The organism is Streptomyces sp. NPDC037410 (genome assembly GCF_055602235.1).
Genome location: NZ_JBVJWR010000018.1, coordinates 110,049 through 130,881 on the forward strand (window position 1 = coordinate 110,049; position 20,833 = coordinate 130,881).

Genomic DNA, 20,833 nt, shown 5'->3' on the forward strand with positions numbered 1-20,833 from the left:
GACGGATCAGTTCACAGCATGCCCCCGATATCGCTAACTTCCCCTCAACCTCATCCGTACCGGGAAGGGACTTCTGTGAACGCATCCCAGCGCCGAGCCGCGGCCATCCTCGCCGCAGCCGCCCTCGCCACCCCTCTGGTCCTCGCCTCCCCCGCCACCGCGGGTCAGGACCCCTCGGCCGCACCCGCCCGCGATGCCGCCCGGCTGGCGAAGAAGCTGGTCCGCGAGACCAACGCCCAGGACGCCTACCGGCACCTGCAGAAGTTCCAGGCGATAGCCGACTCCGCCGGCGGGAACCGCGCCGCCGGCACCCTCGGCCACGACGCCTCGGCCGCCTATGTGTACACGCGGCTCAAGAAGGCCGGATACGACGTCCGGTACCAGCAGTTCGACTTCATCTACACCCAGACGCTCGAAGAGAAGGCCTCCGTCCTCGCCCCCGCGCCCCGGGCGCTCGACATCAAGGCGATGACGTACACGACGTCCACCCCCGTCGGCGGCATCACCGCCGAGCTCGCCGCCGTGCCCGTCGACGCCGACGGCTCCACCGGCTGCGAGCCCGGCGACTTCGCCTCCGGCGCCTTCACCGGGAAGATCGCGCTGATCAAGCGCGGCGTCTGCTCCTTCGCGATCAAGCAGCAGAACGCCGCCGCGGCCGGCGCCGCCGGAGCGATCGTCTACAACAACGTCGCCGGCGCCCTCTCCGGCACCCTCGGCACCCCCGAATCCGGGAAGATCCCCACCGGCGGGATCAGCCTGGCCGAGGGCACGCAGCTCGCCTCCGACCTCGCCAACGGCCCGGTCTCGCTCTCCTTCGAGATCCGCCAGCTCCAGGAGAAGCGCACCACCAACAACGTCATCGCCGAGACCCGCGGCGGCAACGCCGCCAACACCGTGATGCTCGGCTCCCACCTCGACTCCGTCACCGCGGGCCCCGGCATCAACGACAACGCCTCCGGCTCCGCAGGCCTCCTGCAGACCGCCCTGGAACTCGCCAAGTCCAAGGAAAAGGTCCGCAACAAGGTCCGCTTCGCCTGGTGGTCGGCGGAGGAGGTCGGCCTCCTCGGCTCCGAGCACTACGTCAACAGCCTCTCGGACCTCGGCCGGAAGGAGATCAAGCTCTACCTCAACTTCGACATGATCGCCTCGCCGAACTACTGCCTGTTCGTGTTCGACGGCGACAACTCGGACGGCGTCGGCGCCGGCGCGGGCCCCGAGGGCTCCGCCCAGCTGGAACGCGACATCACCGACTTCATGGACCGGCGCGGAGTCCCGCACGAGGGCGCCGACTTCACCGGCCGCTCCGACTACGGCCCCTTCATCAAGGTCGGCATCCCCTCCGGCGGCACCGACACCGGCGCCGAGGGCATCAAGACCCCTGCTCAGGCGGCCAGGTTCGGCGGCACGGCGGGCGTCGCGTACGACGTGAACTACCACACCAAGGGCGACGACCTCAGCAACATCGACATGACCGCCTTCGACGTCAACATCGACGTCATCGCCAACGCCGTGGGCACCTACGCCCACGACATCTCCTCCCTGCGCAAGCCGGTCGTCTCCACCCCGACCACGGGCGGCGCGGGCGGCGGCGGGCTGCAGGGCGACCACGACGAGGTGGCGTCCTAGTCAGCGCCTGCGGCGGGCCGTCCCGAAGAGGGAACGGCTGATCTCCCGGCCCAGCTGGGTGCCGACCGAGCGGGCCAGGGACTTGAAGATCCCGCTGCCCACCACCTGTTCGGCGAGCGAGGGCTCCTCCTTCTTCTCCGGAGGAGTCCTCGCGGCTTTCTTCTCCGCCTCCTTCTCCTGGGCGGCCCGGAGCGCCGCCTCCTCCGCCGCCCGCTGCTCGGCGGTCAGCTTCTCGTACGCCGACTCCCGGTCCACGGCCTCGGCGTACCGCCCGTACAGCGGCGAGGCCTTCACCGCCGCGTCCAGGGACGCCGCGTCCACCGGTCCCATCAGCGACTCGGGGGCCCGCAGCCGGGTCGCCGCCACCGGAGTCGGGGCGCCCTTCTCGCCCAGTACGGTGATCACCGCCTCGCCCGTACCGAGGCCGGTCAGCACCTCCTCCAGGTCGTACGGCGAGTTCGGGAAGGTCCGCACCGTCGCCTTCAGGGCCTTCGCGTCGTCCGGGGTGAACGCGCGCAGCGCGTGCTGCACCCGGTTGCCGAGCTGCGCGAGCACGTCCGAGGGGACGTCCTTCGGGGTCTGCGTCACGAAGAACACCCCGACGCCCTTCGAGCGGATCAGCCGCACCGTCTGCGTGATCGACTCCAGGAACGCCTTCGAGGCCCCGCTGAAGAGCAGGTGCGCCTCGTCGAAGAAGAAGACCAGCTTCGGCTTCTCCAGGTCGCCGACCTCCGGGAGGTCGCCGAAGAGGTCCGCCAGCATCCACATCAGGAACGTCGAGAACAGCTGCGGCTTGTCCTGCACCGCCGGCAGCTCCAGGACCGAGACGATCCCCCGCCCGTCCGGCGCCGTCCGCAGCAGCTCCGCCGTGTCGAACTCCGGCTCCCCGAAGAAGCCCCCCGCCCCCTGCTGTTCGAAGGCCGTGATCGACCGCAGGATCACCCCGGCCGTCACCGTCGACAGGCCGCCGATCCCCTTGAGCTCGGCCTTCCCCGTGTCCGACACCAGGAAGGCCACCACCGCCCGCAGGTCCTTGAGGTCGACCAGCTCCAGGCCCTTGGCGTCGGCGTAGTGGAAGATCAGGCCGAGCGACTGCTCCTGCGTCGGGTTGAGCTGGAGCACCTTGGACAGGAGCACCGGGCCGAAGCTGGTGACCGTGGCGCGGACCGGGATGCCGGGGCCGGTGCCGCCGAGCCCGTAGAACTCACAGGGGAAGCCGCGCGCCCGCCAGTCCTGGCCCACCTCGCCGGCGCGCTCCCGGACCTTCGCGCCGTCCTGGCCGGGGGCCGAGATCCCGGAGACGTCGCCCTTGATGTCGGCGAGGAAGACCGGCACGCCGTTCGCCGAGAGCTGCTCGGCGATCAGCTGGAGCGTCTTCGTCTTGCCGGTGCCGGTCGCTCCGGCGACCAGACCGTGCCGGTTGAGCACGGGCAGCGGGATGCGGATGCGCGCGTCCGGGTGACAGACGCCGTCCCAGAGCAGAGCCCCCAGTTCGAGTGCGGGTCCGTCGAAGGCGTACCCGGCGACGATGCCGGTCACCTCGGTACCCGGCGACTGCCCGCTCACGCTCATGACGGCACCCCAATTCCGTTTTGTCACGGTTCGCACCAGCATCCCACTGCCCGCGCGTGGCTGCGCCGGGGACCGCTCGCCCGGTAGGCTTTCCGTGTGATCTTCAAGCGCATCGGAAACGGAAAGCCGTATCCCGACCACGGCCGGGAAAGCACCCGGCAGTGGGCGGACGTCGCCCCGCGCCCGGTCCGCCTCGACCAGTTGGTGACCACCAAGGGCCAGCTGGACCTGGAGACCCTGCTCGCCGAGGATTCCACCTTCTACGGCGACCTCTTCGCGCACGTCGTGAAGTGGCAGGGCGACCTCTACCTCGAGGACGGACTGCACCGCGCCGTCCGCGCGGCACTCCAGCAGCGCCAGGTGCTGCACGCCCGCGTCCTGGAACTCGACTGAGCCGGCCGGGACCCGCTCCCGCTGAGCCTTTCGGGGTCAGTTCGCCCCCATCCGGACGCGATCACATGATCATCAAGTAGGCATCGCCGACGGGCGGCATTACGCTGCGTTCATGAGCATGCTCACTCCCCCCGGCATGGGCGGAAAGTACCGCATCACGGGGGATGTCTACCCCCGCATGCGTCGCCCCCACCGCCGGCGCAGGATCGTCCTCGCGTCCGCCGCCGCCGTGGTCGTGCTCGGCGCGGCCGGCTGGGGGACGCTCCAGCTCGTCGACGTCTTCTCCGGCGACGGGGGTACGAAGACGACGGCCGGGAAGCAGGCCGACTGCAAACCCGCGCCCAAGCCGACCCCCGCGCCCGCCGCCTTCCCCAAGCCCGCGCAGATCACGGTCAACGTCTACAACGCGACCCCGCGCAGCGGGCTCGCCAAGACGACCGCGGACGAGCTCAAGAAGCGCGGCTTCAAGATCGGCAAGGTGGGGAACGCGCCGACCGCCTACGACAAGAAGGTCCCCGGCACCGGCCTGCTGCTCGGCGCGCCCACCGCCACCAAGGGCGTCTTCCCGGTCCTCGGCACCCAGCTCGCGGGCGCCACGACCAGGACGGACACCCGGGCCACGGCGGACGTGGACCTGATCATCGGGACCGCGTTCAAGACGCTGTCCCCGAAAACGACGGCGGACGCGGCCCTGGTCGCCCTGACCAAGCCCGCGCCCGTACCGCTTGGGAAGTGCTGACTACTCCGCGGACCCGTACATGCGGTCGCCCGCGTCGCCCAGGCCCGGGACGATGTAGCCGTTCTCGTTGAGCCGCTCGTCGACCGAGGCCGTCACGACGGTCACCGGCGTGCCCGCGAGCTCGCGCTCCATGATCTCGACGCCCTCCGGGGCGGCGAGGAGCACGACCGCGGTCACGTCGTCGGCGCCGCGCTTGATGAGCTCCCGGATCGCCGCGACCAGCGTGCCGCCGGTCGCCAGCATCGGGTCCAGGACGTACACCTGGCGGCCCGAGAGGTCCTCCGGCATCCGCGTCGCGTAGGTCGACGCCTCCAGCGTCTCCTCGTTGCGGATCATGCCGAGGAAGCCGACCTCGGCCGTCGGGAGCAGCCGGACCATGCCGTCGAGCATGCCGAGACCGGCGCGCAGGATCGGGACCACCAGCGGACGCGGGTACGACAGCTTCACGCCGGTCGTGGGCGTGACGGGGGTCTCGATGTCGACCTGCTCGGTCCGCACGTCCCTGGTGGCCTCGTAGGCGAGCAGGGTGACCAGCTCGTCGGCGAGACGGCGGAAGGTCGCGGAGTCCGTGCGCTTGTCGCGCAGGGTGGTGAGCTTGTGGGCGACCAGAGGGTGGTCGACGACGTGGAGACGCATGACTCAACAGTAGCCCGCCGAGCACTGGCGTCGACCCACGGCGCCGGGGCAGAGTGGGGGCACAGGGACCCAGCGATGGGGTGGTGTGGCCGATGCCCGACCCGGCGGACACGCGCGGCGAACCTCCCGAGGAGCCGCGCCCGGAGACCGACGCGGAGCGCCGCAGGCGCCGCGCCCAGTTCCTCCGCGAGCTGGGCGAGGCCAAGGCGCTGCGCGAGCGCGTCCAGCCGCGGCGCGCCCGGGCCGCCCGGATGCGCCAGGCCATGCGCATGCGGACCTTCCGCTGGTGAGGCCATACGGGGAGCCGGGCAGCGGTAACCGGCCATGCGCCCCCCTCGTGCGCCGGGGTCGCACGCCCACCCGATCGCGGGGTCGTTCAGACTGATGCACGACGCAAGAGCCGAAGACCTCTCCTGACGGCGACGTTTCTGTCACGATGCCGATTGGGCGGGGCATCAGGCTCGCGCCGCCGGAACGTCACACCTCTGATCAGTGGGAGAGAGTCAGGTGTACTTCGCCGCACTGCTCGCGCGCACCGAAGACGGGTGGGAAGCGAGCGACACGGAGCTCGACGACGTGGAGACCCTGTCGGATCTGGCCGAGCTGGCCCGTGAGGCCTCGGACGACGACACGGTGATCGTCTTCATCGAGCAGGAGGACGCGTGGTTCGGGATCGTCCGGATCGAGGGTGAGGAAGACCCTCGCATCTACGTCTCGGACGGGGCCGCCGCCGCCCGTTCCTCGTACGGGGAGATGCTCACCCGGGAACTCCTCGGCGACGACCTGGACGACCTGGTCGACGACCTGGACGACCTGGACCTGGACGGCACCGAGGACGGGGAGCCGCTCGACGCCGACGAGGACGAGGACGACGAGGCGGGCTCCGTCGCCGCCGAGGCCGTCCCGGCCGCGCCGGTGGGCGACCGGCTGATCCTGGCCGACCTCGGGATGTCGGCGGAGGACCTGCTGGCCCTCGACACCGACGCGCTCTCGGAGATCGCGGACGCGCTGGGCGCCGCCGAGGTCCTGGAGGCCGTCCGCTAGTGGCAGCCGCGGTACCCGTACCCGAGCCGACGACCGAACCGCCGGGCGATCCCGTACGGGACTCCGTACAGGGGCCCGTGGGGGATCCCGTACACGAACCCGTGGGCGAACCCGTGGGCGAACCCGTGAACGATCCCGTACGGGATCCCTGGCGGGACGCCATGCGGCTCGCCCTCGCCGAGGCCGATGCGGCCGCGCCGGCCGGTGACGTACCGGTCGGCGCGGTCGTGCTCGGCCCGGACGGGGCGGTGATCGCCCGCGCGCACAACGAGCGGGAGGCCACCGGCGACCCCACCGCGCACGCCGAGGTGCTCGCCCTGCGCCGGGCGGCCGCGGCGACCGGCGAGTGGCGGCTGACGGGCTGCACGCTCGTCGTGACCCTGGAGCCGTGCGTGATGTGCGCCGGCGCACTCGTCCAGTCGCGCGTCGAGCGGGTGGTGTTCGGGGCGCTCGACGAGAAGGCGGGCGCGACCGGTTCGCTCTGGGACCTCGTGCGCGACCGCCGGCTCAACCACCGCCCCGAGGTGATCCAGGGCGTCCTCGCCGAGGAGTGCGCGGAGCAGTTGACGGCCTTCTTCCGCACGCGCTGACCTGCGACGCGATACGGATTTCATGCCAGGGCCAACTTCGGCTAAGCTCTCTCTCGGTAGCGTGTCCGAGCGGCCGAAGGAGCTCGCCTCGAAAGCGAGTGTGGCGCAAGTCACCGAGGGTTCAAATCCCTCCGCTACCGCTTCGACCGAAGGGCCCGGCGCATCAGCGCCGGGCCCTTCGGCGTACGTACGGAAAGCCCGTGTGCTTCCCGTACGTACGGAAAGCCCGTGTGCGTACGGGAAAGGCCCCGACCGCGCTCGTCGCGCGGCCGGGGCCTTCTCACGTAGGACGGGGGGAACGGCATCGGGGGGACAAGCCGCTCCCCCCGATGAGAACCGGTCCGGCAAGTCCTGCGCCACGGTCAGGGGGGAAGCTCGCGGCGCGGACCCCGCAGTGCGGGCCGGTTCCTTCGACCCCCGCGGATTCCTGCCAGATCCGCCGGGCTCGACATCCATACTGCTCCCCCGTCACTCTTCCGGGGGACGGCGAAAGGCCCGGATCGCCGGGCCCTTGGTCCATAAGGCCTCGGTTAGAGTGGCGCGGTCGTACGACGGGGGAACAGGGGAGGGCTGGACAGATGGCGCAGGCGAAGAAGATCGCGCTCTACGCGGTCGTGGTCTTTGTGCTGTACACGATCGTCAACTCCCCCGCCCGGGCGGCCGACCTGGTGCAGGTAGGGTTCGAGGGCATTTCCAGCGCCGCCCAGGGCGTCGGTCAGTTCATGACCGAGCTCGTGAACTAGGAGCCCACCGTGATCCGCCATCTGGTCCTCTTCAAGCTCAACGACGGCGTCTCGCGTGACGAGCCTCGTGTGGTCGCCGGTGTCGAGGCGTTCCGTGCGCTCGGCGGGCAGATCCCGGAGCTGACGTTCTGGGAGTGCGACTGGAACATCACGGACCGCCCGATCGCGTACGACTTCGCCATCAACTCGGCCGTCGAGGACACGGACGCGCTCCAGCGCTACCTGGACCACCCCGCGCACCAGGACGGTGTCGCGCAGTGGCGCGAGTTCGCCACCTGGGTGATCGCGGACTACGCCTTTTAGTCCTCTCTTCACCCCGAGGCCCCCTGCCGTCGCGGCGGGGGGCCTTTTCCGTGCGTGACCTCCCCTTTTCCGCCACCATGCCTTCAACACGTCGCTATGCGGTGCTTGCACACAGTGGACATGTCTTGTGATGCTATGACCGCTTTTGACGGATGAGTTGACCGTAGTTGACCCAGTCGACCAGCAAGACCAGCCAAAGGGGTGGCGTGAACGTGCCGGCCAGTACAGCACCTCAGGTCCCGCCCCAGCACGAGGCGGCCGCGCCGGAGGCCCCGCGTCCGCGGCCCCAGAGCACGCGCGGCGCCGACACCCGGGCCCTCACCCAGGTGCTCTTCGGGCAGCTGAAGAACCTGGAGCCGGGCAGCCCCGAGCACCACCGGGTGCGCGGGGCGCTCATCGAGGCCAACCTGCCGCTCGTGCGGTACGCGGCGGCCCGCTTCCGCTCCCGCAACGAGCCGATGGAGGACGTCGTCCAGGTCGGCACGATCGGGCTCATCAACGCGATCGACCGCTTCGACCCCGACCGGGGCGTCCAGTTCCCCACCTTCGCGATGCCGACCGTCGTCGGCGAGATCAAGCGGTACTTCCGCGACAACGTCCGCACCGTGCACGTGCCGCGCCGGCTGCACGAGCTCTGGGTCCAGGTGAACGGCGCCACCGAGGACCTGACGACCGCCCACGGCCGCTCCCCCACGACCGCCGAGATCGCCGAGCGGCTGAGGATCGCCGAGGACGAGGTGCTCGCCTGCATCGAGGCCGGCCGCTCCTACCACGCCACCTCCCTGGAGGCCGCGCAGGAGGGCGACGGACTGCCCGGACTGCTCGACCGGCTCGGCTACGAGGACCCCGCCCTGGCCGGCGTCGAGCACCGCGACCTCGTCCGGCACCTGCTCGTCCAGCTGCCCGAGCGCGAGCAGCGGATCCTGATGCTGCGCTACTACAGCAACTTGACCCAGTCTCAGATCAGCCAGGAGCTCGGCGTCTCCCAGATGCACGTGTCAAGGCTCCTCGCCCGCAGCTTCGCCCGCTTGAGATCCGCAAACAGGATCGAGGCGTAACCGAAACGGGTAGACCGGTTCGGAGCAGTTCTCGCCCGGCCCAAATGCCGTACACCCCTTGTTTCCTGCGGAAATGTCAGCTCTCCGTGTCGACAAGTCACTACAGCGTGTTGCCGACATGTGACATTCTGCTGGAACCGAGTTTGCCGCAGCCCCGCCGCCGGTATTCAGGTGGAGGCTGCGTTCCTCAGATGGTCGCGGCCACCGCGACCGTCCGCGACCTCAAGGGGGTGGCATGTCCACAGAACTGGGCAGCTCGAAGGTGCTCACGCTCACGCCCGTTCCCGTGCCCGCGCAGACGACCGCGCCGACCGCGACCGACAGCACGGAGACCGTGAACACCGCGAACACCGCCGAGACCACCGAGACCGCGCCTCCGCCGATGCCCGTCACCACCGGCGCCCTCGACACCCGCACCCTCTCGCGCTCCCTCTTCCTGCGGCTGCGCGCCCTCGACGCCGAGGGCGCCGCCGCCGACAGCCCCGAGCGGACCTACGTCCGCGACACCCTCATCGAGCTCAACCTCCCGCTCGTGCGGTACGCGGCGGCCCGCTTCCGCTCCCGCAACGAGCCGATGGAGGACATCGTCCAGGTCGGCACCATCGGCCTGATCAAGGCGATCGACCGCTTCGACTGCGAACGGGGCGTGGAGTTCCCGACGTTCGCGATGCCGACCGTCGTCGGCGAGATCAAGCGCTTCTTCCGCGACACCTCGTGGTCGGTGCGGGTCCCGCGCCGCCTCCAGGAGCTGCGCCTCGCCCTCACCAAGGCCAGCGACGAGCTCGCGCAGAAGCTCGACCGCTCCCCCACCGTTCCGGAACTCGCCGCCGTGCTCGGGGTGTCGGAGGAGGACGTCGTCGACGGCCTCGCCGTCGGCAACGCGTACACCGCGTCCTCGCTCGACTCCCCCTCGCCCGAGGACGACGGCGGCGAGGGCTCGCTCGCGGACCGCCTCGGCTACGAGGACTCGGCCCTCGAAGGCGTCGAGTACCGCGAGTCGCTCAAGCCGCTGCTCGCCAAACTCCCGCCCCGGGAGCGGCAGATCATCATGCTCCGCTTCTTCGCGAACATGACGCAGTCGCAGATCGGCGAGGAGGTCGGCATCTCCCAGATGCACGTCTCGCGGCTCCTCACCCGCACCCTCGCCCAGCTGCGCGAAGGCCTCATCTCGGACTGACTTCCGCAAAACCCGGGCTTGTTGACGCCACGTCAGCCAGACTGGGGCGCATGTGGCGCAGGAAGCCGGGACTCGTGGCGGTGGCGCTCTGCCTCGGCGGGGCGCTGACCGCGTGCGGCGGAGGAGGAGACGGCGAGGGGTACGCGGCGGTCGGCGCCGGCCCCTCCCCGAAGGGCGCGGTCGCCCCTTCGGGCGTGGTCACCCTGGTCCCCCTGGAGCCCTCGGAGAGCGGGACGACGTCCAGCACGTCCTCCCCGTCCCCGGGGCCGTCCGGGCTGCCCGCGCCGCCCGGGGCGCCTTCCACGGGCCAGAACGGGACTCCTCCCGGCCCGTCGGGGACCTCGTCGGCCCCCGGGACCCCCGAAACCTCTGGGTCCTCCGGTACGGACACGGGATCCGGTACGGCTCCGACGGCCGCGCCCGGGCACGGGGGCACCGGCGGCGGCACCGGAACCGGCACCCCGCCCCGTACCCCCTCCACGACGCCCGGCCCCACGCCGTCCGGCACCGGCACGCCCCCGACGGCGCCCACGCCGACCCCCGCGCCCGGGCCCGCCGTGCTCACCCTCTCCGCGCCCGGGCTCGCCGCGGGCGACCACCGCTGGTGCCAGCGGGTCACCCTGACCTTCCGCAACACCGGTGGCTCCGCCGCCACGACGGGCACGGTCACGTTCGCGACGCACATCATCGGCCTGCTCGGCACCGACTGGGGCACGGTCCTCACCCATCAGCCGCTTCCCGCGCCGATCGCCGCCGGGGCGGCACGCACGCAGACGTACACCGTCTGCGTGGAGTCGTGGCGGGTCCCGCTCGGAATGACCGTCGACACCCGGAAGGTCACGGCGGCCTGGTCCTGACACGCGATCGCTTCCACGGAGCCGTAAAGGACGCAAAAGAAAGGCGGGCCGGCTCCGCGTGCTGCGGAGCCGGCCCACCACGACGGGGGTACGGAGCGGTCAGCCCAGCGCCAGCCAGGCGGCGACCGCGAGGACGGCGATCACCGCGACGACGCCCACGATCAGGCCGACCCGGGGGCCGCCCGACGCGGCCACGGGCTGCGGCTGCTGCCGCTGCGGGGTGCCCTCGTCGACGAAGGCGCGGAACATCTGCGTGCTGCCGGCGGGGTCGTAACCCTCGGGGCCCTGCGAGGGCTGGCCCTGGCCGTACGGTGCTTGGGGGTTGTGTGCCATGGGCCAGGACCCTAGCGAAGTCGGGGTGAGGGGCCCAAGCCCCGGCTCCGGCGACCCGGCTTTGCCGATTCTTTAGCGCCGTTTGACCGATTTAGTTTGCCTGAAGCAACCATCCATCTCTATGGTTGCCCTAAGCAACAACATCGATGGGGTGCCCGATGGACAGAGGCAATCGGTACGAGAACCTCGCCCGCCAGGTGAGCGCCGTCGGAGCGGTGAAGCGCGGACTCGCGCGGACCCTGCCCGCCGACTGCCCCGGCGGATCCGCGGTCGTCCTCGCCCTGCTCAACCATCACGGTGACGTACGGATGAGCAAGGTGGCGGAACTGATGGCCGTCGACCTCTCGGTCGGCAGCCGTCACGTGGCCCACACCGTGGACCGCGGCTGGGTCGAGCGCCTGCCCGACCCGTCCGACAAGCGCTCCCGCATCCTCCGGCTGACCCCGGCGGGCGCGGACATGCTCGCCACGCTCGACCGACGACTGACCGCCACGCTCGCCCACACGCTCGCGGACTGGTCCGACGAAGACGTCGAACAGCTCACCGCCCTGCTCGCCCGCCTCCGCGAATCCTTCGGGGACTGCCGGGCCCACCACGCTTGAGAACGAAGGAAGTTGATGGCTACGACCACACCCGAGACCGGTGTGCGCGGCGGGAGCGCCAAGGAGGGGGACACCTCCGGCGGCGCGCCCATGACCCACCGGCAGATCATGGAGGCGCTGTCCGGGCTGCTGCTCGGCATGTTCGTCGCCATCCTGTCCTCGACGATCGTCTCCAACGCCCTCCCCCAGATCATCACCGACCTGGACGGCGGCCAGTCCGCCTACACCTGGGTGGTCACCGCCTCCCTCCTGGCGATGACCGCGACCACCCCGCTCTGGGGCAAGCTCGCCGACCTCTTCTCCAAGAAGCTGCTCGTCCAGATAGCCCTGATCGTCTACGTCATGGGCTCGGTCGTCGCCGGTCTGTCGGAGAGCACCGGCATGCTCATCGCCTGCCGTGTCGTCCAGGGCATCGGCGTCGGCGGTCTGACCGCCCTCTCCCAGATCATCCTGGCCGCGATGATCGCCCCGCGTGAGCGCGGCCGCTACAGCGGCTACCTCGGCGCGACCTTCGCCGTCGCCACCGTCGGCGGCCCGCTGCTCGGCGGCGTCATCACCGACACCGAGTGGCTCGGCTGGCGCTGGTGCTTCTACGTCGGCGTGCCCTTCGCGGTCATCGCCCTGATCGTCCTGCAGAAGACCCTGAAGCTCCCCGTCGTGAAGCGGCAGGTCAAGGTCGACTGGGCCGGCGCCTTCTTCATCAGCGCCGCCGTCTCCCTGCTGCTCATCTGGGTCACCTTCGCGGGCGACAAGTACGACTGGATGTCCTGGCAGACGGCCGTCATGGTCCTCGGCGCGGTCGCCCTCGGCGGGATCTTCGTGCTCGTCGAGTCGAAGGCGAGCGAGCCGATCATCCCGCTCCGCCTGTTCCGCAACCGCACGATCACCCTCGCCTCGCTCGCCTCGCTCTTCGTGGGCGTCGCGATGTTCGCCGGCACGGTCTTCTTCAGCCAGTACTTCCAGCTGGCGCGGAACGAGTCGCCGACGATGTCCGGCGTCCTGACCATCCCGATGATCGGCGGCCTGTTCATCTCGTCCACCGTCTCCGGCCTCGTCATCACCAAGACCGGACGCTGGAAGGCCTGGCTGGTCAGCGGCGGCGCCCTGGCGGCCGGCGGCCTCGGCCTGCTCGGCACGATCCGCTACGACACGGCGTACTGGCACATCGCGCTGTTCATGGCGGTCCTCGGCCTCGGCCTCGGCATGATGATGCAGAACCTGGTGCTCTGCACCCAGAACCAGGTGGCCCCCGCCGACCTCGGCGCCACCTCCTCCGTCGTCACCTTCTTCCGCTCCCTGGGCGGTGCGGTCGGTGTCTCGGCGCTCGGCGCGGTCATGGCCCACCGGGTCACGGACTACGTCAAGGAGGGCCTGGCGGAGCTCGGCCCGAAGGCCGCGGCCGCCATGGGCAAGGGCGGCTCGGGCGGTGGCATCCCGGACATGGACAAGCTGCCGGCCCCGATCCGCACGGTCATGGAGGACGCGTACGGGCACGGCGTCGGCGACGTCTTCCTCTACTCGGCGCCGTTCGCGCTGCTCGCCTTCGTGGTGACGCTGTTCATCAAGGAGGTCGCGCTGAAGAGCAACGCGGCGTCCGACAAGGCGGCGGCCAAGGCCGACGAGAAGGCCGAGGCTACGGCCGAGGCGGCAGCGGAGGCCAAGGCCTAGGAAAAGCTCCCGGGCGCGCTTCGAGCGGAGGCGCGGCCGGGTCCGGTACGGAGCGGCGGGCAGGGGACGGCCCGCCGCTCCGTCATTTCTGCTGTCAGGCGCCTTCGGCCTGGCGCGCGACCATGACCTCGATGCCGGCGATCAGGACGTCCAGGGCGTGGTCGAAGTCGCGGTCCCAGATGGCGCTGACGCTGCCGTGCGAGGCGCGTTCGTCGAGGAGCTCCCTCATGCCCTCGATCCGGGGCTCGAACTCCGGGTCGTCCCGGAAGGCCTTCACCGAGTCCACGTAGAACTCGTCCTGCGACATGCCGGCCTCCGCCGCGCGCCGGCCGAACTGGGACTCGATCGTCCCGTAGCCGTACACGAACTGGAAGACGGCCGACATCGCGCCCGGCCGGCGGTCCAGCGAGAGGCCGGTGTCGGCGATCGCCTGCTGGATCTCGTACGCGACGGCGAGCGCGTTCGGGCCGATGTTCAGGTACTGACCGGCGCTCGGCGACATCCACGCGTGGCGGACCAGCATCGTCCGGTACTCCCCGGCGAGGACGCGGATCCGGTCCCGCCAGTCCCCGGCGGCGCCGATCGCCGCCAGGTCGAACTCGCCGTAGACGCTGTCCATGGCGAACTCGATGATGTCGTCCTTGGTGTCCACGTACCAGTAGAGGGACATCGCCGTGACGCCGAGCTCGGTCGCGAGCTTGCGCATCGACAGCTTGGCGAGGCCCTCCTCGTCGAGCATCCGGATCGAGGCGGCGACGATCCGGTCCCGGTCGAGACCGGCCGGGCCGCCGCCGCTGCGGGTGGCCCTCTTCTCCAACCAGACGCTGGACCGCGCCGGGTTCTTGGCCCGATCGGCTGCCTTGACCATCGCGTTCCTCCGTCTGTCAGCGGTCCGTCACCATGCTAGGCAGCGATCGGCTGCTCGGCGGCCAGTGCCTTCTCCGCGCGCTCGGCCCGCTTGAGCAGGGCCGCCGCGAGGAGGCCGCCGGCGAAGACGGCGATCGCGCCGACCAGCTGACTGGTCTGGAGGCCGGTGGCGAAGGCGTCGGAGATCTGCCGCCGCTCGGCCTCGCCGCCCGCGGCGGCCAGCGCGGCCGGGAGCGAGCTCGCGGTCACGGCGACGAGCGCGGCGAAGCGGGCGTTGAGGACGGCGCCGAGGACGGCGACGCCCAGACCGTTGCCGAACTCGGCCAGGGTGCCGTTGACGCCGGCGCCCACGCCCGCCTTCTCCGGCGGGATCGCGCTCATGATCGCGTTGGCCATGGCGGGGTTGGCCACGGCGAGGCCGATGCCCATCAGGACCAGGCCGAGGAGCATGCCCCAGTAGGTGCCGTCCGTGCCGCCGCCGAGCAGGGCGATCGAGGCGAGCCCGGCCGCCACCAGGGTCATGCCGACCGCCACCGTGGGCGAGGTGCCGAGCTTCACCACGATCCGCGGGCCGACACCGGTGAGGTTGAGCGCGACGACGGTCAGCGCGAGCGGCGCCATCCGCAGACCGGCTTCGAGCGGCTCGTAACCGAGGACGAACTGCAGGTGCTGGGTGAGCAGGAAGAGCGAGCCGCCCATGCCGAACATGACCAGGATCGCGCCGGCGACCGCGCCCACGAACTTCTCGTTGCGGAAGAAGTGCATGTCGAGCATCGGGTACGGGGTGTGCAGCTCCCACAGCGCGAAGGCGGCGAGGACGACGGCGCCGATCCCGGCCGGAACGAGCACCTCGGCCGAGGTCCAGCCGTGCGCGGGGCCCGTGATGATCGCGTACACGGCGGAGGTCATGCCGATGGTGGAGAGCAGTGCGCCGAGCAGGTCGGGGCGCTCGCCTTGGGCGTTTTTGGACTCGGGGACGAGCTTGAGGACGGCGACGAGCGCCACGGCCGCGACCGGGAGGTTGACCAGGAAGATCATTCCCCACCAGTAGTGGTTCAGGATCACGCCGCCGATCAGCGGGCCGCAGGCGAAGCCGAGGGAGGCGACGGTGGCCCAGATCGCGATGGCCTTGACCCGCTCCTCGTCGCCGAAGATCTGCATCACGACGGCGAGCGTGGTGGTCATCAGGAGCGCGCCGCCGACGCCCATGCCGGCGCGGGCGGCGATCAGCTGCGCGGTGGAGCCGGCCAGGCCGGCGGCGAGCGAGCCGAGGCCGAAGAGCGCGAGACCGGCGGCGAGCATCTTCTTGCGGCCGTAGCGGTCGGCGGCGTTCCCGGCGGTGAGCAGCAGGCCGGACTGGACGAGCGAGTACGCGTTGATCATCCACTGGATGTCGGTGGTGGACGCGTGGAGCTCGGAGGTCAGCGAGGGGATGGCGACGCTGAGGACGGTGTTGTCGAGCAGGACGGTGAGCTGGGCGAGGCAGATGACGCCGAGGATCAGCCAGCGCTGGGGATGGCTGCCGGTGGTGGTGGTTGTGGTGGTGGTTGCTGCTGTCATGCGCGACTCCTTATACAGCGTACGAGGCCAAGTCTCGTACACCGTACAAGGGCTCTCGTACGCTGTATAGGGATTATGTGGCCTGCGTCAGGTCGTAGAAGGTGGAGCTGCCGACGGTGACCTTCTCGAAGGTTTCCGAGACCCAGGTGGAGATCCCGGAGTTACCACCGCCGGGGCCGCCTTCACCGCCGGCGATGAAGTAGTGGATCTTCCCCTCGGCGACGTACCGCTTGAACTGGTCGAGCGTCGGGGACGGGTCGCTGCCGTTGAAGCCGCCGATCGCCATGACGGGCTTCTCGGTGGCGAGCTGGTAGCTGGCGGCGTTCTGCGCGCCGACGGCCGCCGCGACCCAGGTGTAGTCATCGGCGTCCTTGAGCAGGGCCTCCTTGGCCTGCGTACCGACGCTCGCACCGTTGAGCAGACCGCCGGGGCCGCCGCCGGCGTAGACACCGGCCTGCCTGCCGCCGGGACCGCCACCGACGGGCTGACCGACACCGGGGGGCTGGCCCTGACCGTTGATCGGAGCCTGGCCGTTGCCGGGATTCCGGCCGCCACCCGGATTCTGGCCGCCGCCCGGCATCGGGCCGAAGGTCACCCGGCCGTTCATCGGCCCCCGGCCACCGCCCATCGTGCCGCCCGGGCCCGCCGTCACGATCGAGCCCTGGTGCCCGGCGTTCACCGTCGCCACCGTGTACGCCAGCGGCCCCGCGAGCCCGGCCGCCAGGCCCAGGCCCGCCACCGCGAGCCCGAGCCGCCGGTCGATCCGGCCCGCGAAGAGCAGCCCCAGCGCCGCCACCGCCCCGGCCACCAGGACCGTCCAGCGCAGCCACGGCAGCCAGTCCGGCGTACGGCCGAGCAGCGTCCAGGCCCACCGGGCCGTCACCGCCACCGCCGCCGCGAGCGCCGCCGGGGCGGGCCACCGTGTCCGCTCCTCCCACAGCACCGCCGCGCCCATGCCGATCAGCGCCGCGAGGTAGGGGGCCAGGGCCACCGTGTAGTACTCGTGGAAGATGCCGGCCATGAAGCTGAACACGGCCAGCGTCGTGAGCAGCGAACCGCCCCACACCAGGAACGCGGACCGCGCCGTGTCCGTCCGGGGCGCCCGCCAGGTGACGACGAGTCCGGCGAGCAGCAGGAGCAGCGCGGCCGGCAGCAGCCAGGAGATCTGACCGCCCACCGCCTCGTTGAACATCCGGCCGATCCCGGTCTCGCCCCAGCCACCGCCACCACCGCCGCCGGGGCGACCGGGCAGTTCCAGGCCGGCCGGCAGGTTCTCGGCCATCCCTCCGGGACCGCCGGCACCGCCCCGGCCCCCGCCGCCGACACTGCCGACCTCGTCGCCGTTGATGCGGCCGAGGCCGTTGTAGCCGAAGGTCAGCTCCAGGAAGCTGTTGTGCTGTGAGCCTCCGACGTACGGACGGGAGGACGCCGGCCACAGCTCGACCAGGGCCACCCACCAGCCCGCCGAGACCAGCATCGCGAGCCCGCCGAGGGCGAGCCGGCCGAGCCGCCGCACGAAGCCGCCCGGCGCGCACACCCCGTACACGAGGGCGAGCGGCGGCAGGATCAGGAACGCCTGGAGGGTCTTCGCGAGGAACGCGAAGCCGAGGGCGATCCCCGCCCACACCAGCCACTTCGCACTGCCCGGCTCCCGCTCCAGGGCGCGCAGCACGCAGTACACCGCGACCGTCATGAGCAGCGCGAGCAACGCGTCCGGGTTGTTGAAGCGGAACATCAGCGCGGCGACCGGCGTCAGCGCGAGCACCGCGCCCGCGATCAGACCGGCGCCCGCGCCGAACCGCCGCCGGACGGCCGCGTAGAGCACGGCGACCGTGCCCACGCCCATGAGCACCTCGGGCACGAGGATCTGCCAGGAGCCGAGCCCGAAGAGGCGGACGGAGAGGGCCATCGGCCAGAGCGCGGCCGGCGGCTTGTCGACGGTGATGGCGTTGGCCGCGTCGAGGGATCCGAAGAAGAAGGCCTTCCAGCTCTCGGAGCCCGCCTGGACGGCGGCGGAGTAGAAGGAGTTGGCGTAGCCGGAGGCGCTCAGGTTCCACAGGTAGAGCAGCGCGGTCGCGGCGAGCAGGGCGAGGAAGGCGGGCCGGACCCAGGGGGCGTCCTCGGCGCGTCCGCGCCACAGCCGGGCGGGCCGGCCGGTGCGGGGCGCCGCGTGGACGGCGGTGGGCACAGGGGTCATCGTTCGTTCCTTGCTGAAGCGCGGTCAGGGAAGACCCAGAGCCGGAAGAGGAGGAAGCGCAGGACGGTCGCGGCGAGGTTGGCGACGATCAGGACGGCGAGCTCGGTGGAGTGCGCCGGATCGCCGGTCGCCGCGCCGAGGGCGGCGAGCGAACCGCTGGTCAGGGCGAGGCCGATGGCGAACACCACGAGCCCCTGCGCCTGGTGGCGGACGGCCCGGTCCCGGCCCCGCACGCCGAAGGTGAGGCGCCGGTTGGCGGCCGTGTTGGCGACGGCGGAGACGAGGAGGGCGGCGGCGTTGGCGAGCTGCGGGCCGAGGCCGAGCCGGAAGGCCGAGTACAGCGCGAGGTAGAAGAGCGTCGACAGGACCCCGACGACGCAGAAGCCGACGAGCTGTCGGGTCAGGCCGCCGGGCACCCCGTTCAGGTCGCGGTCCCTGGGGTCGTCGCCGAACGGCCGGGCAAGCCGGTCGAGGGGCAGCGAACCCGTCGCGAGGGCCCGCCCCACCCGCCACACGCCTTTCAGGTCGTCGGTCGCCGTCCGCACGATGTGGACGGTCGAGTCGGGGTCGTCGACCCAGTCGACCGGCACCTCGTGGATGCGCAGACCGGCCCGCTCGGCGAGGACCAGCATCTCGGTGTCGAAGAACCAGCCGGTGTCCTCGACCATCGGCAGGAGCCGCTCGGCGACCTCCCGCCGTATCGCCTTGAAGCCGCACTGCGCGTCGGAGAACCGGGCGGCCAGCGAGGAGCGCAGGATCAGGTTGTAGGCGCGCGAGATGAACTCCCGCTTCGGCCCGCGCACCACCCGCGAGGAGCGGGCGAGCCGGGAGCCGATCGCCAGGTCCGAGTGGCCGGAGATGAGCGGCGCGACCAGCGGGAGCAGGGCGTTGAGGTCGGTGGACAGGTCCACGTCCATATAGGCGAGGACGGGCGCGTCCGAGGCCGACCACACGGTCCGCAGCGCCCGGCCGCGGCCCTTCTGTTCGAGCCGTGCGGAGCGCACCTCGGGCAGCTCGGCCGCGAGGGCGGCGGCGACGGCGGGCGTGGTGTCGGTGGAGGCGTTGTCGGCGACGGTGATGCGGAAGCCGTACGGGAAGGTCCACAGAAGGTGCGCGTGGAGCCGGCGGACGCACGGCTCCAGGTCCTTCTCCTCGTTGTAGACGGGGATCACCACGTCCAGGACGGGCCGTCCGGTGTCGCTCACCGGCAGGTGCTCCCGGGCGGGGAGGGCTTCCCCGAGGGTTTGGGTTGGCATGCTCCGACACTCGCCGGGGCGGCTGTCACGGCTGTGTGATGAGCCTGTGGCCTGCCTGTGAGTCCTGTACGGCGTCCTGATCAGCGGGTAGTCGCACGGTGAAGACGGTCCTGCCGGGGGCGCTCTCGACGCCCACCTCGCCGCCGTGCGCGAGCACGACCGCGCGGACGATGGCGAGACCGAGGCCGGTGGATCCGGCCTGCCGGGAGCGGGAGGCGTCGCCGCGCGCGAAGCGCTCGAAGACGGCGGGGAGCAGCTCGGGCGGGATGCCGGGGCCGTCGTCCTCGATCTCGACGAGGACGGCCGGGACGTCCGTCGTACGGGCCTCTGCGCGGACCTCCGTGCGGACATCCGTGCGGACCCGGGCGGTGACCTTCGTGCCGGGCGGGGTGTGGGTGCGGGCGTTGGCGAGGAGGTTGACCAGGACCTGCTGGAGCCGGGCGCCGTCGGCCCGTACGGCCGCGCCGTCCGTGGGCAGTTCGAGGCGCCAGTGGTGGTCGGGTCCGGCCGCGCGGGCGTCGCTGACGGCGTCCACCACGAGCGGGACGAGGTCGGTGGTCTCGTACGACAGGGGGCGGCCGGCGTCGAGCCGGGCGAGCAGCAGGAGGTCCTCGACCAGGCCCGTCATGCGGGTCGCCTCGGACTCGATCCGCCCGAGGGCGTGCCGGGTGTCGGGGCCGCACTCCTCGCGGCCGCGCCGGGTGAGCTCGGCGTATCCCCGGATGGAGGCGAGCGGGGTGCGCAGTTCGTGACTGGCGTCCGCGACGAACTGCCTGACCCGGGTCTCGCTCCGCTGGCGGGCGTCGAGGGCCGAGTGGACGTGGTCGAGCATCCGGTTGAGGGCCGCGCCGACCTGGCCGACCTCGGTGCGCGGATCGGCCTCCGTCTCCGGGACCCGCTGATGGAGCGCCACCTCCCCGCTGTGCAGCGGGAGCCGGGCGACCTGACGGGCGGTGCCGGCGACCCTCCGCAGCGGGCGCAGGGCGATCCGGACGAGCACCGTCCCGGCGAGCGAGGCCGCGACGAGCCCGGCGCCGGTGACGCTCAGCTCGACGAGGACGAGGGTGGAGAGGGCGTCCTCGACCTCGGCCAGCGAGATGCCGGTGAGGAACTCGCCGTGGAGCCCGGCGGCGTACTCGACCCGGTACGAGCCGAGCCCGCCGGGCAGTTCGACGGTGTGCGGGCGGCCGTCGCGGGGGACGGCGGCGAGCGCGGCCCGCTGGGCCGTGTCGAGTTCGGTGACCCGTATGTTCCGCTCGTACGGCCCGCTGCCCCCGGCCTCCTTCGAGTACCCGGCCGAGGTCACCTCGCCGTCCTCGATGACCGCGCCGAGGGTGCCGAGGGGGGCGCCGGGCCCCGCTACGAACGCGAGGGGCTTCTTCTCCGCGACCGAGTCGAGCGGACCGGGCACGGGGGCCATGGCGACGGGCGGGCCGGCCGCCCGGTCCGCGACGGCGTGGACCTGCTCGTCGGCCTGGTCGTACAGGTACGAGCGGAAGGCGATGGTCGTCACCGTCCCGATCACGGTCGCGACGACCGCGATCAGCGCGACCGCCGAGACGACGAGCCGCGTCCGCAGCGACCAGGGCCGTCCCCTCCGTACGTGCACGGA

The 20,833-nt window shown here is 71.6% G+C and carries 21 protein-coding genes and 1 tRNA gene; 14 read left to right on the forward strand and 8 right to left on the reverse strand.

The window, feature by feature from the left end; genetic code table 11:
- Positions 1 to 75: 75 nt before the first annotated feature.
- Positions 76 to 1,626 carry a M28 family metallopeptidase gene (locus tag ACZ7HT_RS27370; protein WP_471170813.1) on the forward strand — a complete coding sequence of 517 codons (1,551 nt, stop codon included), beginning with the start codon at positions 76 to 78 and terminating at the stop codon, positions 1,624 to 1,626.
- On the opposite strand, the gene ACZ7HT_RS27375 is transcribed toward ACZ7HT_RS27370, so the two are convergent.
- Complete coding sequence (locus tag ACZ7HT_RS27375) at positions 1,627 to 3,198, reverse strand: helicase HerA-like domain-containing protein (RefSeq protein ID WP_471170815.1); 1,572 nt, start codon at positions 3,196 to 3,198, stop codon at positions 1,627 to 1,629.
- A 96-nt stretch (positions 3,199 to 3,294) separates the two neighbouring features.
- Between ACZ7HT_RS27375 and ACZ7HT_RS27380 the strand changes: the two genes are divergently transcribed.
- Together ACZ7HT_RS27380 and ACZ7HT_RS27385 are read left to right on the forward strand one after the other, a co-directional pair.
- Positions 3,295 to 3,591: a type II toxin-antitoxin system VapB family antitoxin gene (locus tag ACZ7HT_RS27380; protein ID WP_030209440.1), complete on the forward strand. Its 297-nt coding sequence runs from the start codon at positions 3,295 to 3,297 to the stop codon at positions 3,589 to 3,591.
- 112 nt (positions 3,592 to 3,703) lie between these two features.
- Positions 3,704 to 4,330, forward strand: coding sequence for a LytR C-terminal domain-containing protein (locus tag ACZ7HT_RS27385; protein ID WP_471170817.1), 627 nt, complete (start codon positions 3,704 to 3,706; stop codon positions 4,328 to 4,330).
- Here ACZ7HT_RS27385 and upp read toward each other — a convergent pair whose 3' ends face one another.
- The gene (upp, locus tag ACZ7HT_RS27390) at positions 4,331 to 4,966 is read right to left on the reverse strand and encodes a uracil phosphoribosyltransferase (RefSeq protein WP_024756127.1); all 636 of its coding nucleotides are present in this window, start codon (positions 4,964 to 4,966) and stop codon (positions 4,331 to 4,333) included.
- Between the two features lie 92 nt (positions 4,967 to 5,058).
- Here upp and ACZ7HT_RS27395 point away from each other — a divergent pair, with 92 nt between their 5' ends.
- The 9 genes from ACZ7HT_RS27395 to ACZ7HT_RS27435 all read left to right on the forward strand — a co-directional run bounded on the left by ACZ7HT_RS27395 (position 5,059) and on the right by ACZ7HT_RS27435 (position 10,738).
- Positions 5,059 to 5,256 (forward strand): hypothetical protein, encoded by a 198-nt coding sequence (locus tag ACZ7HT_RS27395; protein ID WP_471170819.1) that lies wholly within the window; start codon positions 5,059 to 5,061, stop codon positions 5,254 to 5,256.
- A gap of 217 nt (positions 5,257 to 5,473) precedes the next feature.
- The gene (locus ACZ7HT_RS27400; RefSeq protein WP_471170821.1) at positions 5,474 to 6,010 is read left to right on the forward strand and encodes a tRNA adenosine deaminase-associated protein; all 537 of its coding nucleotides are present in this window, start codon (positions 5,474 to 5,476) and stop codon (positions 6,008 to 6,010) included.
- A 161-nt stretch (positions 6,011 to 6,171) separates the two neighbouring features.
- Positions 6,172 to 6,600 carry a tRNA adenosine(34) deaminase TadA gene (gene tadA, locus ACZ7HT_RS27405; protein ID WP_471170930.1) on the forward strand — a complete coding sequence of 143 codons (429 nt, stop codon included), beginning with the start codon at positions 6,172 to 6,174 and terminating at the stop codon, positions 6,598 to 6,600.
- A 55-nt stretch (positions 6,601 to 6,655) separates the two neighbouring features.
- Positions 6,656 to 6,740: transfer RNA gene (locus ACZ7HT_RS27410), tRNA-Ser, on the forward strand.
- 438 nt (positions 6,741 to 7,178) lie between these two features.
- Positions 7,179 to 7,343: a hypothetical protein gene (locus ACZ7HT_RS27415; protein WP_181924568.1), complete on the forward strand. Its 165-nt coding sequence runs from the start codon at positions 7,179 to 7,181 to the stop codon at positions 7,341 to 7,343.
- 9 nt (positions 7,344 to 7,352) lie between these two features.
- The gene (locus ACZ7HT_RS27420) at positions 7,353 to 7,646 is read left to right on the forward strand and encodes a Dabb family protein (protein WP_471170823.1); all 294 of its coding nucleotides are present in this window, start codon (positions 7,353 to 7,355) and stop codon (positions 7,644 to 7,646) included.
- A 212-nt stretch (positions 7,647 to 7,858) separates the two neighbouring features.
- Positions 7,859 to 8,704, forward strand: a complete 846-nt coding sequence (locus ACZ7HT_RS27425; protein WP_471170824.1) for an RNA polymerase sigma factor SigF — start codon at positions 7,859 to 7,861, stop codon at positions 8,702 to 8,704.
- A gap of 235 nt (positions 8,705 to 8,939) precedes the next feature.
- Entirely contained in the window at positions 8,940 to 9,881 is a 942-nt protein-coding gene (locus tag ACZ7HT_RS27430; protein ID WP_471170826.1) for an RNA polymerase sigma factor SigF, read from the forward strand.
- 50 nt (positions 9,882 to 9,931) lie between these two features.
- Complete coding sequence (locus ACZ7HT_RS27435) at positions 9,932 to 10,738, forward strand: hypothetical protein (RefSeq protein WP_471170828.1); 807 nt, start codon at positions 9,932 to 9,934, stop codon at positions 10,736 to 10,738.
- 99 nt (positions 10,739 to 10,837) lie between these two features.
- On the opposite strand, the gene ACZ7HT_RS27440 is transcribed toward ACZ7HT_RS27435, so the two are convergent.
- Complete coding sequence (locus ACZ7HT_RS27440; RefSeq protein ID WP_471170830.1) at positions 10,838 to 11,071, reverse strand: hypothetical protein; 234 nt, start codon at positions 11,069 to 11,071, stop codon at positions 10,838 to 10,840.
- A gap of 158 nt (positions 11,072 to 11,229) precedes the next feature.
- Here ACZ7HT_RS27440 and ACZ7HT_RS27445 point away from each other — a divergent pair, with 158 nt between their 5' ends.
- The gene (locus ACZ7HT_RS27445) at positions 11,230 to 11,673 is read left to right on the forward strand and encodes a MarR family winged helix-turn-helix transcriptional regulator (RefSeq protein ID WP_471170832.1); all 444 of its coding nucleotides are present in this window, start codon (positions 11,230 to 11,232) and stop codon (positions 11,671 to 11,673) included.
- A 90-nt stretch (positions 11,674 to 11,763) separates the two neighbouring features.
- On the forward strand, positions 11,764 to 13,341 hold the full coding sequence (locus tag ACZ7HT_RS27450) for an MDR family MFS transporter (protein ID WP_471170932.1): 1,578 nt from the start codon (positions 11,764 to 11,766) through the stop codon (positions 13,339 to 13,341).
- Positions 13,342 to 13,435: 94 nt separating this feature from the next.
- Here ACZ7HT_RS27450 and ACZ7HT_RS27455 read toward each other — a convergent pair whose 3' ends face one another.
- The 5 genes from ACZ7HT_RS27455 to ACZ7HT_RS27475 all read right to left on the reverse strand — a co-directional run bounded on the left by ACZ7HT_RS27455 (position 13,436) and on the right by ACZ7HT_RS27475 (position 20,830).
- The gene (locus ACZ7HT_RS27455) at positions 13,436 to 14,209 is read right to left on the reverse strand and encodes a TetR/AcrR family transcriptional regulator C-terminal domain-containing protein (RefSeq protein WP_471170834.1); all 774 of its coding nucleotides are present in this window, start codon (positions 14,207 to 14,209) and stop codon (positions 13,436 to 13,438) included.
- A 35-nt stretch (positions 14,210 to 14,244) separates the two neighbouring features.
- A complete protein-coding gene (locus ACZ7HT_RS27460; protein WP_471170836.1) occupies positions 14,245 to 15,768 on the reverse strand; it encodes an MFS transporter in 1,524 nt (507 codons plus the stop codon).
- Between the two features lie 73 nt (positions 15,769 to 15,841).
- Positions 15,842 to 17,965, reverse strand: coding sequence for an ArnT family glycosyltransferase (locus ACZ7HT_RS27465; RefSeq protein ID WP_471170838.1), 2,124 nt, complete (start codon positions 17,963 to 17,965; stop codon positions 15,842 to 15,844).
- Positions 17,962 to 19,221 (reverse strand): bifunctional glycosyltransferase family 2/GtrA family protein, encoded by a 1,260-nt coding sequence (locus tag ACZ7HT_RS27470; protein ID WP_471170840.1) that lies wholly within the window; start codon positions 19,219 to 19,221, stop codon positions 17,962 to 17,964. The genes ACZ7HT_RS27465 and ACZ7HT_RS27470 overlap by 4 nt, the downstream gene beginning before the upstream one ends.
- A 25-nt stretch (positions 19,222 to 19,246) precedes the next feature.
- Entirely contained in the window at positions 19,247 to 20,830 is a 1,584-nt protein-coding gene (locus ACZ7HT_RS27475) for a sensor histidine kinase (RefSeq protein ID WP_471170842.1), read from the reverse strand.
- Positions 20,831 to 20,833: the final 3 nt, after the last annotated feature.